Raw genomic sequence first — 15,010 nt, forward strand, 5'->3', positions numbered from 1 at the left:
GTTAAGTAACGGTCGGCGGAATTCAATATTCATCTGGGGCGACCTATCCGAAACTGCAAGTCCGCCTGCGAACCACAGGCGCTTTGATAACTCCAAGAGAGGAAAACGGCATGCCCGCCCAGGACAACAGCCGCTTCGTGATCCGTGATCGCAACTGGCACCCCAAGGCCCTGACCCCCGACTACAAGACTTCCATTGCCCGCTCGCCGCGCCAGGCATTGGTCAGCATCCCGCAGTCGATCAGCGAAACCACCGGCCCGGACTTCACCCACCTGGGCTTCGGCGCCCACGACCATGACCTGCTGCTGAACTTCAACAACGGCGGCCTGCCGATTGGTGAGCGCATCATCGTTGCTGGCCGTGTCGTCGACCAGTACGGCAAGCCAGTGCCCAATACCTTGGTAGAGATCTGGCAGGCCAACGCCGGCGGCCGTTACCGCCACAAGAACGACCGCTACCTGGCCCCGCTGGACCCGAATTTCGGTGGTGTCGGCCGCTGCCTGACCGACAGTGAAGGCTACTACAGCTTCCGCACCATCAAGCCCGGCCCATACCCATGGCGCAACGGCCCGAACGACTGGCGCCCGGCGCACATCCACGTCGCTGTCAGCGGCCCGTCGATCGCCACCAAGCTGATCACCCAGCTGTACTTCGAGGGCGACCCGCTGATCCCGATGTGCCCGATCGTCAAGTCGATCGCCAACCCAGAAGCGGTGCAGCAACTGATCGCCAAGCTCGACATGAGCAACGCCAACCCCATGGATTGCCTGGCGTACCGCTTCGACATCGTGCTGCGCGGCCAGCGCAAAACCCACTTCGAAAACTGCTGAGGACCCCGCCATGCCAATCGAACTGCTGCCGGAAACCCCCTCGCAGACCGCCGGCCCCTACGTGCACATCGGCCTGGCCCTGGAAGCGGCCGGTAACCCTACCCGTGATCAGGAAATCTGGAACCGTCTGGCTAAGCCGCAGGCACCGGGTGAACACATCCTGCTGATCGGCCAGGTGTATGACGGCAACGGCCACCTGGTGCGCGATTCATTCCTGGAACTCTGGCAAGCCGATGCCAATGGCCAGTACCAGGATGACTACAACCTGGAAAACGCCTTCAACAGCTTCGGTCGTACTGCCACCACCTTCGATGCCGGTGAGTGGACCGTGCAGACCGTCAAGCCCGGTGTGGTGAACAACGCTGCCGGTGTGCCGATGGCCCCGCACATCAACATCAGCCTGTTTGCTCGCGGCATCAACATCCACTTGCACACGCGGCTGTATTTCGATGATGAGGCCGAAGCGAACGCCAAGTGCCCGGTGCTCAACCTGATCGAGCAGCCGCAGCGCCGTGAAACCTTGATTGCCAAGCGTTGCGAGGTGGATGGCAAGACGGCGTACCGTTTCGATATCCGTGTTCAGGGGGAAGGGGAGACGGTCTTCTTCGACTTCTGAGTGTATTGGGGCTGCAAAGCAGCCCCAATTTCCGTCAATCAGCGCCGAACCAGCAATACCCCACTTTCCATGTGGTGGGTATACGGGAACTGGTCAAACAACGCACAGCGTTCGATGCGGTGCGTGTCCTGCAACTGCTCGATGTTGGCCGCCAGCGTTTCTGGATTGCACGAGATATACAGAATCCGTTCAAAACGCCGTGTCAGCTCGCAAGTATCCGGGTCCATCCCCGCGCGCGGTGGGTCGACGAACACGGTCCCGAACGCATAACTCTTCAGGTCGATCCCTTCCAGCCGGCGGAACGGACGAACCTCGTTCAGCGCCTGGGTCAGCTCTTCCGCTGACAGGCGCACCAAGCGCACGTTATTCACCGCGTTCTCTTCGAGGTTGCTCAGGGCGGCGTTGACCGAGGTCTTGCTGATCTCGGTGGCCAGCACTTGGCGTACGCGGGTGGCCAACGGCAGGGTGAAATTGCCGTTACCGCAGTACAGTTCCAGCAGGTCGTCATCGCGCTCGCCGATGGCGTCGTACGCCCAGCTCAGCATCTTTTGATTAACCGCGCCATTGGGCTGGGTGAATGCGCCTTCCGGCTGGCGATAGCTGAACACCCGGCCAGCCACATCGAGTTTTTCCATGGCGTAATCACGGCCGATGACCAGCCGCTTGCCCTTGGAGCGGCCGATCAGGCTCACGCCCAGCTCTTCGGCCAGTTGCCGTGCTGCCACTTCCCAGGCCTCGTCCAGCGGGCGGTGGTAGCACATCGTGACCATCGCATCGCCGGCAAGGGTGGTGAGGAACTCCACCTGGAACAGCCGATTGCTCAGTTCTTCACTGGCCTGCCAGGCAGCCTTGAGGCGCGGCATCAATGCGTTGATGCGCTCGCTGGCGATGGGGAAATCGTCGATCAGGATGGCCTTGTGCTTCTCGCCCGGGGCGAACATCGCATAGTGGCGCTGGCCATCCTCGCGCCACAGGCGAAACTCGGCACGCAAGCGGTAATGCTCGCGCGGCGAGTCGAACACAGCGGGCTGCGGCGCACCGAAGGGGGCCAGCAGCTCGCGCAGGCGGGTAACCTTGGCCTGCAGTTGCGCGTCGTAGGCGCTAGGGTCGAAGGCAGCACTCATGCGTTGAACCAGCCCAGCTTGATGACGAACAGGATGGAAAGGATCACCAGTGCCGGGTTCAGGTCGCGGCGGCGGCCGGAAATCAGCTTGACGGCGGTCCAGCAGATGAAGCCGAAGGCGATGCCGTTGGCGATCGAGTAGGTCAGCGGCATGGCCAGGGCGGTGACCACCACCGGTGCGGCCTCGGTCACGTCGTCCCAGTTTATTTCCGCCAGGCCCGAAGCCATCAGCACGGCGACGAACAGCAGCGCCGGTGCGGTGGCAAAGGCCGGTACGCTACCGGCCAGCGGGGCGAAGAACAGCGCCAGCAGGAACAGCACGGCCACCACGATGGCGGTCAGGCCGGTGCGGCCACCGGCGCTCACGCCTGCTGCCGACTCGATGTAGCTTGTGGTGGTCGAGGTGCCCAGCAGCGAACCGGCCATGGCCGCAGTGCTGTCGGCGATCAGGGCACGGCCCATCTTCGGCATGTGGCCGTCCTTGCCCATCAGGCCGGCGCGCTTGGCCACGGCGATCAGGGTGCCGGAGTTGTCGAACAGGTCGACGAACAGGAAAGCGAAGATCACGCTGACCAGGCCTACGTCGAGTGCCCCGGCGATGTCCAGCTGCAGGAAGGTCGGTGCCAGCGAAGGGGGCATCGACACGATACCGCCGAACGGCGTGACGCCCATGGCGATCGCAGCGACCGTCACGGCGAGAATGCCGATCAGCACCGCGCCGCGCACCTTGAGCGCTTCAAGGCCCACGATCAGGAAGAAGCCCAGCGTGGCAAGGATCACCGACGGCTGCTTGAGGTCGCCCATGCCCACCAGGGTGGCCGGGTTATCGACGACGATGCCGGCGTTATGCAGGGCGATGAGCGCCAGAAACAGGCCAATGCCCGCGGCAATGGCCGAGCGCAGCGGCAGCGGGATGCTGTTTACGATCCACTCGCGGATGCGGAAGATCGACAGCAGGAAGAACATCACCGCCGAGAGGAACACCGCGCCCAACGCGACCTGCCAAGTGTGCCCCATGTGCAGGACCACGGTGTAGGTGAAGAACGCGTTCAAGCCCATGCCCGGCGCCAAGGCGATGGGGTAGTTGGCGATCAGGCCCATGGTCGCCGAGCCGATGGCGGCAGCCAGGCAGGTGGCGACGAAGATCGCGCCCTTGTCCATGCCGGTTTCGCCAAGAATGCTCGGGTTGACGAACAGGATGTAGGCCATGGCCAGGAAGGTGGTGACGCCCGCAAGAATCTCGGTGCGCACGTTGGTGTTGTGTGCTCTTAGTTGAAACAGCCTTTCCAGCATGCCCGCTCCCCGAGGCGCCCCCGGCGCCGTGAATGTATCGACCCCATCAGCAAAGCACAGACCGTAACGGCTGCCGTGGTTTTGCGTGGGGAGGAAAAAAGCCGCGCATCATACCAGCATGGCTGGCAGGGGCCTATGGCCGTTCAGGCCCCCGTCAACCATTGTGCAACCGATCCCGCGTGGCCAGTGTCGGGAACAACTTTATCCACACTCCGGTCACCACCAAGGTGCCGACGCCCCCCAGCACCACCGCCGGCACCGTGCCGAACCAGTGCGCCGTGACCCCCGATTCGAATTCACCGAGCTGATTGGAGGCACCGATGAACAGGCCGTTGACCGCGCTTACCCGGCCCCGCATCTCATCCGGCGTCTCCAGTTGCACGAACGCACCGCGTATCACCATGCTGATCATGTCTGCTGCACCCAGCACTACCAGTACCGCCAGCGAGAACCAGAATGAGGTCGACAGGCCAAAGGCGATGGTGGCCACGCCGAACACCCCGACTGCGGTGAACATGGTGCGGCCGACCTTGCGCTCCACCGGGAAGCGCGCCAGCCAGAACGACATCAACAGCGCGCCCACCGCTGGCGCCGACCGCAACAGGCCCAGGCCCCAAGGGCCGGTGAGCAGGATATCCTTGGCGAACACTGGTAGCAGCGCGGTGGCGCCACCCAGCAGCACGGCGAACAGGTCGAGGGAAATCGCCCCGAGAATGTCTGGCCGGCTGCGGATGAAACGCACGCCTGCCAGTAGCGACTCCAGGCTGGCGCGACCGCGTTGCGGCACTTGCTGGCGCGAATCCAGGGTCAGCATAAGCAGGCAGGCAATGGCATACAGGGCCACGGTCGGGCCATACACCCAGGTACTGCCGAAGGCATACAGGAGCCCACCCACGGCCGGGGCGACGATGGTCGCCGCCTGGGTGGCCGAGGCTGAGGCCGCTACGGCCCGAGGAAACAGCCCGGGCGGCACCACATTGGGCAGCAGCGCCTGGGTGGCGGGCATTTCGAACGAGCGGGTGGCTCCGAGCAGGAAGGCGAGGGCGAAGATCAGTTCGCGGCTGACGTTGTCGGTGGCGCTGCCCAAGGCCAGCACCAGGGCGATCAACCCCTGCAGCGTCTGGCACAGGGCCGCGACCTTGCGCCGGTCATAGCGGTCGGCGACGTGCCCGGTGTGCAGCATGAACAGCACCCGCGGCGCGAATTCGACGAGGCCAACCAGGCCCAGGTCGAGCACATTGCCGGTCAATTGGTAGAGGTGCCAGCCAATAGCAACGGTAAGCATCTGAAAACCGCTGGCGGTGAACACCCGGGCCAGCCAGAAGGCAATGAAAGGGCGGTGATGGCGCAACAACTGCGGTGCGGAATCGGACATCGGAAACCTGTGGCCTCGGCGCAGTAGAGGGGGGCGGCAGATTATCATCTGTTTGTAACAAACGGTTACTGTTTGCCGTTGTCGACACGGTTTCTTCGGCTCTGGAAGGGCGTGGGGCAACCGGTCACGCGGCAAACAACCGCACCGCCTGCCGGGCCATTCGGGACTATGCTTGCTATCAATCGTTGATCTGGATCAATCGTTCCAGAAACAACGATTTGGCCAGTGGGCCGAAATCCCTGCGATCGAACAGAACAATTCCAACGTGCCGCACTCGACACTAACGCGGGGGCAGTGGGCGACGGGCCACGAGCCCGGAAGCCGGATTACCTGAAGAGGAAGCACCATGTTCGGAATAGAAGCCCTCGAGCTCGCCCGAATTCAGTTTGCCTTTACCGTGTCGTTCCACATCCTGTTCCCGGCCATCACCATTGGCCTTGCGAGTTACCTGGCGGTTCTCGAAGGCCTTTGGCTGAGGACCCATGAGCAGGTCTACCGTGACCTTTACCATTTCTGGTCGAAGATCTTCGCCGTCAACTTCGGTATGGGGGTGGTTTCCGGCCTGGTCATGGCCTACCAGTTCGGTACCAACTGGAGTCGTTTTTCCGACTTCGCCGGCGCTGTCACGGGCCCCCTGCTCACTTATGAGGTGCTGACCGCGTTCTTCCTCGAGGCGGGCTTCCTCGGCGTCATGCTGTTTGGCTGGAACCGCGTGGGCCGCGGCCTGCATTTCTTCTCCACCGTGATGGTGGCATTGGGTACGCTGGTGTCGACCTTCTGGATCCTGGCGTCCAACAGCTGGATGCAGACCCCGCAAGGCCACGAGATCATCGACGGTCGGGTCGTCCCGGTGGACTGGCTGGCGATCATCTTCAACCCGTCGTTCCCCTACCGCCTGATGCACATGGCCACCGCCGCGTTCGTTGCCACAGCCTTCTTCGTTGGTGCCTCGGCGGCCTGGCACCTGCTGCGCGGGCGCGATAACCCGGCGGTGCGCAAGATGCTGTCGATGGCCATGTGGATGGCGCTGATCGTCGCCCCCATCCAGGCTGTGATCGGTGATTTCCACGGGCTTAACACCCTCAAGCATCAGCCGGTGAAGATTGCCGCAATCGAAGGCCACTGGGAGAACGTTCCTGGCGAGCCGACCCCGCTGATCCTGTTCGGCATCCCGGACATGGAAGCCGAAACCACCCGCTTCAAGGTCGAAATCCCGGCGCTCGGTAGCCTGATCCTTACCCACAGCCTGGATAAGCAAGTGCCGGCGATGAAGGAGTTTCCGCCCGAGGACCGTCCCAATTCGACCATTGTCTTCTGGTCGTTCCGGGTCATGGTCGGGCTTGGCTTCCTGATGATCTTCGTTGGCCTGTGGAGCCTCTGGCTGCGCAAACGCGGCACCCTCTACACTTCACGCCCGTTCCTGTACCTGACACTGTGGATGGGCCCATCGGGCCTGATCGCCATTCTTGCCGGCTGGTTCACCACCGAGATCGGCCGCCAGCCGTGGGTGGTGTACGGCCTGATGCGTACCTCGGAGGGTGTCTCCAACCATAGCTACGCCCAGCTGGGCTTTACCCTGATTGCATTCGTGGTGGTGTACTTCGCGCTGTTCGGCACTGGCCTGGGCTACATGATGCGCCTTGTGCGCAAAGGGCCGAAAACGGGCGAGGGCGACGAGCACACCCCTGGCGGTCCCGGCCAGAAACGCACGCCGGCACGGCCGCTTTCCGCCGCCGATGAAGGCCGCAAGGCCACTGCCCCCAGCCTGAGCAAGGAGAACTGAGCCATGGGTATCGACCTTCCGCTGATCTGGGCCGTGATCATCATCTTCGGTGTCATGATGTACGTGGTGATGGACGGGTTCGATCTGGGCATCGGCATGCTCTTCCCCTTCGTCAAGGCTGAGCAGGACCGGGATGTGATGATGAACACCGTCGCCCCCGTATGGGACGGTAACGAAACCTGGCTGGTCCTGGGCGGCGCCGGTTTGTTCGGGGCCTTCCCGATGGCCTATTCGGTGGTGCTCGAAGCGCTTTATCTGCCGCTGATCCTCATGCTGATCGGCCTGATCTTCCGCGGAGTGGCCTTCGAGTTCCGTTTCAAGGCCAAGGACGACAAGCGCCACATCTGGGACAAGGCGTTCATCGGCGGTTCACTGGTGGCGACTTTCTTCCAGGGGGTCGCGTTGGGGGCATTCATCGAGGGCTTCAAGGTAGTGGACCGGCATTACGCCGGCGGCACGCTCGACTGGCTGACCCCGTTCAGCCTGTTCAGTGGCCTGGGCCTGATCGTCGCGTACACTTTGCTCGGGTGCACCTGGCTGATCATGAAGACCGAGGGGCCTCTGCAAGCGCAGATGCACAAGCTCGGCCGGCCGCTGGCCCTGGTGTTGCTGGTGGTGATCGGCATCGTCAGCTTGTGGACGCCGATCGCTTACCCACAGATTGCCGATCGCTGGTTCAGCATGCCCAACCTGATCTGGTTCATGCCGGTACCGCTTCTCGTGCTGGTAACGTTCTACGGTTTGTTCAAGGCAGTGGCGCGCAGTGCCAACTACACCCCGTTTTTGCTGACGTTGGTGCTGATCTTCCTTGGCTACAGCGGCCTGGGCATCAGCCTCTGGCCGTATATCATCCCGCCGTCGATCTCGATCTGGGATGCAGCTGCGCCGCCACAGAGCCAGGGCTTCATGCTGGTCGGCACATTGTTCATCCTGCCATTCATCCTGGGGTATACCTTCTGGAGCTATTACGTGTTCCGCGGCAAGGTCACCCACGAAGACGGCTATCACTAGGAGGGCCCATCATGGCTGGCAAACATGGCCTTGAAGAGAAGAAACCCCTGTGGCAACGCCTGGGCTGGTTGTTGCTGATCTGGGCTTTGAGCGTGGCCGCCCTGGGCGTGGCGGCCTATGTGATGCGGCTGTTCATGAGCGCGGCGGGGCTGACCACGCATTGATGGGCGTGGGGCTGCCCTGAGCAGCCCCCGCTTCACTTGCGGGCTTTGAGGATCACGAACTTCGGCGTCGCGGCCACCTGTTCAACTCCCCGGAACAGGCGCGCCAGCTTGCTGTGATAGCCCAAGTGGCGATTACCGACGATATACAACGCACCGCCGACCACCAATGCCTCACGCGCCTGCTGGAACATGCGCCAGGCAAGGAAGTCGCCCACCACCTGCTGTTGATGGAACGGCGGGTTGCACAGCACCACATCCAGCGACTGCTTTTCCACCCCCGCCAGGCCATCGCCTGCCACTACCGTCACCGCGCGATCGCCCAGCGCAGCCTGCCAGTTTTCCTGCGCCGACTGCACCGCCATGTACGATTCATCCACCAGTGTGTAGTGCGCCTGGGGGTTGGCCAGCGCGCTGGCGATGGCCAGCACGCCGTTGCCGCAACCCAGGTCGGCGACACGTACATTGCCCAAGTCGTGTGGCAGGTGTGGGAGGAAGGCCCGCGTGCCGATGTCCAGGCCGTCGCGGCAGAATACGTTGGCATGGTTGAGCAGTTCGAGCGCAGGTGAGTCGAGGCGGTAGCGGGTCGGGTACGGGGAGCTGGCGGCAGGGCGCTGGGCGAAGGTGGCCGTCAGCAGGCGCGCTTTTTTTTGTGCCAGCGAAGCTTGTACCGGGCCGATGTACTTCTCCAGCAGATCACCCGCAGCCCGTGGCAAGTGTTTGATCATGGCCGCAGCGATGACCTGGGCGCCTGGGGCCAGGTGGCCTTGCAACCGGATCAGTTGCTCTTCGAGCAGTGCAAGGGTTTTGGGCACGCGCACCAGTACGCGATCGAAGTGCCCCTGCCAGTGCTCGCTGGCGGGCACGAAGGGCACGCTGTCGAAAGCCTTGCCGTTGCGTGCGAGGTTTTTTTCCAGGGCCATGTGGGCCAGGTGCGAGTCGCCACTGCTGACCACTGACACGTGGTCGATCAGGCTGGCGGCCAGTGCGCCGAAGCTGTCATTTAGTACCAGCACTCTGCTCTCGGCTGCCAGCTGCTGAGCATGCAACTGCTCGAGCAGGTATTCATCGGCGGCATCAAAGGCCTGCAACGGGTCGTTGGCCTGGTCCGGCTGGCGGATCAGGTCGAGTTCGGCGTAGGGGGTGGTCAACAGGGGCATGGCATCTGGCTCGGGCACGGATCTGCCCGTCACGGATCGTCACGGGCTTTGGTAGCGATTCTACAGCGCTTTGCTGCTGGTCGCAGGCCGTGCTACTGATCGATCAGGCCACGCATCATGGCAATGGCGACGGCGCCGGCCTTGTTGGAGGCGTTGGTCTTGGTGATTACGCTGCGGATATGGAAGTTCACCGTGCTTTGCGACAGGGACAGAATGCAGGCAACGTCGGCGGCGGTCTTGCCGGCGGCCGACCATTTCAGCACCTCGAGTTCGCGGTCGCTCATCTTCAGCGGCGAACTCAACTTGGCCAGGTGATGCTCACAAATGGTGTCATGCAGCGTATGGCACAGCCATTGCACTTGGCCGGCCTTGTCGTACAGCTCATGGATGTCGATCTTGCCACAGGGCCTTGCCACACTGACCTGAGTCTCGTTGTGCCTGAGGTCATGCAGCGACTGAGTCCAGCCGTGGCGCAGGCCATGTTTGCAGGCCTGCTCACGAAAATCCGGGGCTTCGCGATACAACTCATCGGTCCACAGTACAGGCTCGGTCGACGTGTGACTGAGTGCTGCTGCCGGGTCCTGCTTGTAGAACTCGTCGCGTTGATAACGCTCGATCCAGGCAAGCGGGTAGTTACTGTACAGGTAGAGCCTGGGTGCCTGGGCTGCAAGCTGAATGCGAAGCTTGAGCCCCATGAACTCCATGCCCAGGTCCTGTGCCAGGTGAACCGCGAGGTCGAACACCTTTTGCGGGGTACTTTCGTTGACCAAGCGGTCTAAATGCTCGTGATTCCAGTGAGGCATCAACCCTCTCCCTTGCGTCCAGAGGACCCAATCCGTTTGCATACCGGTGGGATTGTAGGAAAAGACCGAGCGTTTTGTTGGGATTTTTTTGTTAAGAATGTCTCATCATTCCAGGACAGCAGCCAGGCCGTGGCCTGTGACCCTACAATCGAACGGTTTTTATCCTGGCCGCTTTGCGCGACACTGTGCGCACGCTATTCACGGAGCCCGTCATGACCGCCAGTGCCGAAAAGTTTACCCGCCAGACCTTGCTGGACGTCCAGCCACTGACGCCTGGCCTGTTCAGCCTGCGGGTGACTCGCGATCCGGGGTTTCGCTTTCGGGCCGGGCAATTCGCCCGGCTTGGCGTGACCAAGGCCGATGGCAGCGTGGTCTGGCGTGCTTACTCGATGGTCAGTGCGCCGCATGACGAGTATTTAGACTTCTTCTCCATCGTGGTCCCGGGCGGGGAGTTCACCAGCGAGCTCAGCCGCCTTGGCGAGGGTGATTCACTGCTGATCGACCGCCAGGCATTTGGCTACCTGACCCTTGATCGCTTCGTCGGTGGCCGTGACCTGTGGCTGTTGGCGACCGGTACCGGCATTGCGCCGTTCATGTCGATCCTGCAGGACTTCGAGGCCTGGGAGCGTTTCGACAACATCAAACTGGTGTATTCGGTACGCGAGGCCAAGGAGCTGGCCTATGTGGATGACATTGCCGGGCTTGAACAGCGTGATTACCTGGCAGAGTTTGCAGGCAAGCTGCAATTCATTCCCGTGGTTACCCGTGAGCAGTATCCGGACGCGCTGAATGCACGCATCACTACACTGATCGAGAATGGCGAGCTGGAAAAGGCGGCGGGGCTGGAACTGTCGCCTGAGCACTCACGGATCATGCTTTGCGGCAACCCGCAAATGATCGATGAGACCCGCAAGGTGCTCAAGGCGCGTGACCTGCAGTTGAGCTTGAGCAAGCGGCCTGGGCAGGTGGCGGTGGAGAACTACTGGTAGCTGCAAGCTGCAAGCTACAAGTGCTGCCCTTGAGCGGCCTTACGCTTGCAGCTTGCCACTTTTCAAGGCAGGCGATTCTGGTTCTGCGACTTGAGCAGGTCACGAATCTCGGTCAGCAGCGTTTCCTGAGGGGTCGGGGTCGGCGGGGCGCTTGGCGCAACGGCCTCTTCGCGTTTCAGGCGGTTGATCGCCTTGACACCCATGAAGATGGCGAAGGCCACGATCACGAAGTCGATCACGGTCTGGATGAACTTGCCGTAGGCCAGCACCACGGCCGGTATATCGCCCTCAGCCGCCTTCAAGGTAATGGCCAGGTCACTGAAGTCCACGCCTCCGATCAATATCCCCAGTGGCGGCATGATGATATCGCCGACGAATGAGGAGACTATCTTGCCGAATGCAGCGCCGATAATGATACCGACTGCCATGTCGACGACATTGCCCTTGACCGCGAAGGCCTTGAACTCACTGATCATTCCCATGTTCGATTCCCTTGTGACAAATGGTGATGTTTACGCAGTGTAAGCCACTGCATCGCTTCATGCGTGCCGTTCACGGGTAGTGACTGCGCTTGGAACGAATAGTTTTGTCGCATGCCGACGCGCTCGAGACACGTCTGCGTCGGCTATCATGGCGATTTTTCCAGGAGACCCTGCCCATGGCCAAGGCCAAGCGCTTGTATGGCTGCACCGAGTGCGGCGCTACCTTTCCCAAATGGGCCGGCCAGTGTGGCGAATGCGGGGCGTGGAACACCCTGGTCGAAACCATGATCGAGAGCGGCGGTGCGGCGGCACCCAGCGGTCGCGCCGGCTGGACCGGGCAACAGGCGCAGATCAAGACCCTGGCCGAAGTCAGCGTCGAGGAGATTCCGCGGTTCACCACCAGCAGCACCGAACTCGATCGTGTGCTGGGCGGCGGCCTGGTCGACGGTTCGGTGGTGTTGATCGGCGGTGACCCGGGCATCGGCAAATCGACCATTCTGCTGCAGACCTTGTGCAATATCGCCGTGGGCATGCCGGCGCTGTATGTCACCGGCGAAGAGTCGCAGCAGCAGGTGGCCATGCGCTCACGCCGCCTGGGGCTGCCCCAGGACCAGCTCAAAGTGATGACCGAGACCTGTATCGAAACGATCATTGCCACCGCGCGCCAGGAAAAGCCCCGGGTCATGGTCATCGATTCGATCCAGACCATCTTCACCGAGCAATTGCAATCAGCGCCCGGCGGTGTCGCCCAGGTGCGCGAAAGTGCGGCATTGCTGGTGCGCTACGCCAAGCAGAGTGGCACGGCGATCTTCTTGGTCGGCCATGTCACCAAGGAAGGCTCGCTGGCAGGCCCGCGGGTGCTGGAGCACATGGTCGACACCGTGTTGTATTTCGAGGGCGAGTCCGATGGCCGCTTGCGCTTGCTGCGCGCGGTGAAGAACCGCTTCGGTGCGGTCAATGAACTGGGGGTCTTCGGTATGACCGACCGTGGGCTCAAAGAGGTTTCCAACCCATCGGCGATCTTCCTCAACCGGGCTCAGGAAGAAGTACCGGGCAGCGTGGTCATGGCCACGTGGGAAGGTACCCGGCCGATGCTGGTAGAGGTACAGGCACTGGTCGATGACAGCCACCTGGCCAACCCGCGGCGTGTCACCCTGGGCCTGGACCAGAACCGGCTGGCCATGTTGCTGGCGGTGCTGCACCGCCATGGTGGTATTCCCACCCATGACCAGGACGTGTTTCTCAATGTCGTCGGCGGGGTGAAGGTCCTTGAAACCGCGTCGGACCTGGCCTTGTTGGCTGCGGTGATGTCCAGCCTGCGCAACCGGCCATTGGCCCACGGGCTGCTGGTATTTGGCGAGATTGGTTTGTCGGGCGAGGTGCGGCCGGTTCCCAGTGGCCAGGAGCGCCTCAAAGAAGCGGCAAAACATGGCTTCAAGCGGGCCATCGTGCCCAAGGGCAACGCACCGAAGGAATCACCGGCGGGGTTGCAGGTGATCGCCGTAACCCGGCTGGAACAGGCTCTGGACGCCTTGTTCGAATAAGCCGCTGGTTGTGCAGGCAATCGGCCGGTGCAGGCAAACAAAAAAGGGAGCCGACGATGCGCATCGGCTCCCTCTGGGTCACCGCTCAGTCAGCGGTCAGTGCTCGGCTACCGGCGTTCGCCTGGGCGCCGCATTGCCATGCTCGTCCAGCTCCAGCACCGGCACCTCATTGCCCTCGGCGTCGAACAGCTTGCCTTCCTTGAAGTAATCGCCATCACGCAGTGCAGAGATGTCCGAGTACTGGATGGTGCGCTCGTAGCCTGCCGCGAACACTGACTGCTGGTCTGAATTGCCTGCCGTGAAATGGTTGAAGATCAGGTTCAACACGATGGCCATGATCGCTGCCGAGCTGATGCCGGAGTGGAAGATGGTCTCGAACCAGTTCGGGAAGTGGTGGTAGAAGTTCGGCGCGGCAATCGGGATCATGCCAAAGCCCAGCGAGGCGGCGACGATGATCAGGTTGACGTTGTTCTTGTAGTTGACCTTGGACAGGGTGCGGATACCGCTGGCAGCCACAGTGCCGAACAGCACGATGCCTGCGCCGCCCAGTACCGGGGTTGGCACTGCTGCAATCACCCGGCCCATCACCGGCAGCAGGCCCAGCACTACCAGGATCACACCACCGGTGGCCACCACGTAGCGGCTCTTGACCCCGGTCACGGCCACCAGGCCTACGTTCTGCGCAAAGGCGCTCTGGGTGAAAGAGCCGAATACCGGTGCCAGGATGCTCGAAGCCATGTCGGCGCGCAGGCCATTGCCCAGGCGCTTGGAATCGACCTTGGTATCGATGATCTCACCCACGGCCAGGATGTCGGCCGAGGTTTCCACCAGGGTCACCATGATCACGATGCACATCGACAGGATCGCCGCGATGTGGAAGGTCGGCATACCGAAGTGGAACGGGGTAGGGAAGGCGAACATCGGGCCTTCGGCCACCTTGCTGAAGTCGGTCATGCCCAGCGCCCAGGCGATCAGGGTGCCGAAGACCATGGCCAGCAGGATCGACAGGCGCGAAATGGTCGCGCTGCCCAGTTTGCTCAGCAGCAGCACGATGGCGAACGTCAGCGCTGCCAGGCCGATGTTGGCCATGCTGCCGAATTCCGGCGAAGCACTGTTGCCGCCCATCACCCAGCGTGCGGCCACCGGCATCAAGGTCAGGCCAATGGTCGTGATGACGATACCGGTGACCAGAGGCGGGAAGAACTTGGTGATGCGCGAGAACACCGGGGTGATCAGAAAGCCGATCAGCGATGCCGCCATGACTGCGCCCAGCACGCCTGGCAAGCCGCCACCGTCCTGGCTGCTGAGAATCGCCCCCATGGTTGCCACGCCTGCGAACGACACGCCCTGCACCAACGGCAACTGGCATCCGAAGAAGGGCAGGCCGAGCGTTTGCAGCAGCGTGGCCAGGCCACCGGCAAACAGCGAGGCCGCGATCAGCATGCCGATCTCGGCACCATTGAGGCCCGCAGCCTGCCCCAGGATCAGGGGTACTGCGACGATCCCTCCATACATGGTCAGCACATGCTGAAGGCCATAGGCCAAGTTGGCTCCAAGGCCGAGGTTTTCGTCCTCGGGGCGCTTGGCGGGAGACGTGCTAGGGGACGTAGTCATTGAGCAGGCTCACTGTTTATTGTTGTGCCGCTACTGTAGACACTTCCTACAAATGATTGCTACAAGAATTGTATACAATATTTTGATTGGAGCGCGAACAAGCAGGCTTGCAGGGTGTGCAAGAACGCAATGCAGATCGCGTACCAACTCATTGAATACGGTGTTAGAGGGGTGTGTACAACGTTGCGATACCCAGGTTGAAAGCTGTCTGGGTAGACAAGAAACA

At 62.0% G+C, this 15,010-nt stretch carries 14 protein-coding genes; 7 read left to right on the forward strand and 7 right to left on the reverse strand.

Going from position 1 to position 15,010, the window contains the following annotated elements; all coding sequences use genetic code 11:
• Window positions 1-110: 110 nt before the first annotated feature.
• Window positions 111-830, forward strand: coding sequence for a protocatechuate 3,4-dioxygenase subunit beta (gene pcaH / locus ACMGF5_RS12770; RefSeq protein ID WP_046784708.1), 720 nt, complete (start codon window positions 111-113; stop codon window positions 828-830).
• 10 nt (window positions 831-840) lie between these two features.
• Window positions 841-1,446: a protocatechuate 3,4-dioxygenase subunit alpha gene (pcaG, locus tag ACMGF5_RS12775; RefSeq protein WP_046784709.1), complete on the forward strand. Its 606-nt coding sequence runs from the start codon at window positions 841-843 to the stop codon at window positions 1,444-1,446.
• Window positions 1,447-1,484: 38 nt separating this feature from the next.
• Here pcaG and trmA read toward each other — a convergent pair whose 3' ends face one another.
• The 3 genes from trmA to ACMGF5_RS12790 all read right to left on the reverse strand — a co-directional run bounded on the left by trmA (window position 1,485) and on the right by ACMGF5_RS12790 (window position 5,237).
• Window positions 1,485-2,570, reverse strand: coding sequence for a tRNA (uridine(54)-C5)-methyltransferase TrmA (gene trmA / locus ACMGF5_RS12780; RefSeq protein WP_414157836.1), 1,086 nt, complete (start codon window positions 2,568-2,570; stop codon window positions 1,485-1,487).
• Entirely contained in the window at window positions 2,567-3,862 is a 1,296-nt protein-coding gene (locus ACMGF5_RS12785; protein WP_046784711.1) for an NCS2 family permease, read from the reverse strand. The genes trmA and ACMGF5_RS12785 overlap by 4 nt, the downstream gene beginning before the upstream one ends.
• Window positions 3,863-4,016: 154 nt before the next feature.
• On the reverse strand, window positions 4,017-5,237 hold the full coding sequence (locus ACMGF5_RS12790; protein ID WP_125923832.1) for an MFS transporter: 1,221 nt from the start codon (window positions 5,235-5,237) through the stop codon (window positions 4,017-4,019).
• 346 nt (window positions 5,238-5,583) lie between these two features.
• Between ACMGF5_RS12790 and ACMGF5_RS12795 the strand changes: the two genes are divergently transcribed.
• From ACMGF5_RS12795 to ACMGF5_RS12805, 3 genes are read left to right on the forward strand one after another with little or no spacing between them, the layout of a single operon-like run.
• On the forward strand, window positions 5,584-7,020 hold the full coding sequence (locus ACMGF5_RS12795) for a cytochrome ubiquinol oxidase subunit I (protein ID WP_046784713.1): 1,437 nt from the start codon (window positions 5,584-5,586) through the stop codon (window positions 7,018-7,020).
• A gap of 3 nt (window positions 7,021-7,023) precedes the next feature.
• Complete coding sequence (gene cydB / locus ACMGF5_RS12800; RefSeq protein ID WP_012312717.1) at window positions 7,024-8,031, forward strand: cytochrome d ubiquinol oxidase subunit II; 1,008 nt, start codon at window positions 7,024-7,026, stop codon at window positions 8,029-8,031.
• An 8-nt stretch (window positions 8,032-8,039) separates the two neighbouring features.
• Window positions 8,040-8,195, forward strand: a complete 156-nt coding sequence (locus ACMGF5_RS12805; protein WP_080765861.1) for a DUF2474 domain-containing protein — start codon at window positions 8,040-8,042, stop codon at window positions 8,193-8,195.
• A 32-nt stretch (window positions 8,196-8,227) separates the two neighbouring features.
• Here ACMGF5_RS12805 and ACMGF5_RS12810 read toward each other — a convergent pair whose 3' ends face one another.
• The gene (locus ACMGF5_RS12810; RefSeq protein ID WP_414157837.1) at window positions 8,228-9,352 is read right to left on the reverse strand and encodes a methyltransferase; all 1,125 of its coding nucleotides are present in this window, start codon (window positions 9,350-9,352) and stop codon (window positions 8,228-8,230) included.
• 92 nt (window positions 9,353-9,444) lie between these two features.
• On the reverse strand, window positions 9,445-10,155 hold the full coding sequence (locus ACMGF5_RS12815; RefSeq protein ID WP_237860172.1) for an autoinducer binding domain-containing protein: 711 nt from the start codon (window positions 10,153-10,155) through the stop codon (window positions 9,445-9,447).
• 212 nt (window positions 10,156-10,367) lie between these two features.
• Here ACMGF5_RS12815 and ACMGF5_RS12820 point away from each other — a divergent pair, with 212 nt between their 5' ends.
• Window positions 10,368-11,144: a ferredoxin--NADP reductase gene (locus ACMGF5_RS12820; protein WP_115273571.1), complete on the forward strand. Its 777-nt coding sequence runs from the start codon at window positions 10,368-10,370 to the stop codon at window positions 11,142-11,144.
• 62 nt (window positions 11,145-11,206) lie between these two features.
• Here ACMGF5_RS12820 and mscL read toward each other — a convergent pair whose 3' ends face one another.
• Window positions 11,207-11,626: a large-conductance mechanosensitive channel protein MscL gene (gene mscL, locus ACMGF5_RS12825; protein WP_012312722.1), complete on the reverse strand. Its 420-nt coding sequence runs from the start codon at window positions 11,624-11,626 to the stop codon at window positions 11,207-11,209.
• A gap of 176 nt (window positions 11,627-11,802) precedes the next feature.
• On the opposite strand from mscL, the gene radA reads away from it, so the two are divergent.
• Entirely contained in the window at window positions 11,803-13,170 is a 1,368-nt protein-coding gene (gene radA / locus ACMGF5_RS12830) for a DNA repair protein RadA (RefSeq protein WP_042111159.1), read from the forward strand.
• Between the two features lie 96 nt (window positions 13,171-13,266).
• On the opposite strand, the gene ACMGF5_RS12835 is transcribed toward radA, so the two are convergent.
• Window positions 13,267-14,784: a nucleobase:cation symporter-2 family protein gene (locus ACMGF5_RS12835; protein ID WP_046784717.1), complete on the reverse strand. Its 1,518-nt coding sequence runs from the start codon at window positions 14,782-14,784 to the stop codon at window positions 13,267-13,269.
• Between the last annotated feature and the right edge of the window lie 226 nt (window positions 14,785-15,010).

This window comes from Pseudomonas sp. BNK-15 (assembly GCF_047456105.1).
GTDB lineage: Bacteria > Pseudomonadota > Gammaproteobacteria > Pseudomonadales > Pseudomonadaceae > Aquipseudomonas > Aquipseudomonas putida_E.

Bases quoted from the DNA above. Each gene is read 5' to 3' on its own strand.
- ACMGF5_RS12810 (WP_414157837.1), bottom strand. From the start codon at position 9,352: ATGCCCCTGTTGACCACCCCCTACGCCGAACTCGACCTGATCCGCCAG.
- pcaG (WP_046784709.1), top strand. From the start codon at position 841: ATGCCAATCGAACTGCTGCCGGAAACCCCCTCGCAGACCGCCGGCCCC.
- radA (WP_042111159.1), top strand. From the start codon at position 11,803: ATGGCCAAGGCCAAGCGCTTGTATGGCTGCACCGAGTGCGGCGCTACC.
- ACMGF5_RS12785 (WP_046784711.1), bottom strand. From the start codon at position 3,862: ATGCTGGAAAGGCTGTTTCAACTAAGAGCACACAACACCAACGTGCGC.
- ACMGF5_RS12790 (WP_125923832.1), bottom strand. From the start codon at position 5,237: ATGTCCGATTCCGCACCGCAGTTGTTGCGCCATCACCGCCCTTTCATT.
- mscL (WP_012312722.1), bottom strand. From the start codon at position 11,626: ATGGGAATGATCAGTGAGTTCAAGGCCTTCGCGGTCAAGGGCAATGTC.
- cydB (WP_012312717.1), top strand. From the start codon at position 7,024: ATGGGTATCGACCTTCCGCTGATCTGGGCCGTGATCATCATCTTCGGT.
- ACMGF5_RS12820 (WP_115273571.1), top strand. From the start codon at position 10,368: ATGACCGCCAGTGCCGAAAAGTTTACCCGCCAGACCTTGCTGGACGTC.
- pcaH (WP_046784708.1), top strand. From the start codon at position 111: ATGCCCGCCCAGGACAACAGCCGCTTCGTGATCCGTGATCGCAACTGG.
- trmA (WP_414157836.1), bottom strand. From the start codon at position 2,570: ATGAGTGCTGCCTTCGACCCTAGCGCCTACGACGCGCAACTGCAGGCC.
- ACMGF5_RS12835 (WP_046784717.1), bottom strand. From the start codon at position 14,784: ATGACTACGTCCCCTAGCACGTCTCCCGCCAAGCGCCCCGAGGACGAA.
- ACMGF5_RS12815 (WP_237860172.1), bottom strand. From the start codon at position 10,155: ATGCCTCACTGGAATCACGAGCATTTAGACCGCTTGGTCAACGAAAGT.
- ACMGF5_RS12795 (WP_046784713.1), top strand. From the start codon at position 5,584: ATGTTCGGAATAGAAGCCCTCGAGCTCGCCCGAATTCAGTTTGCCTTT.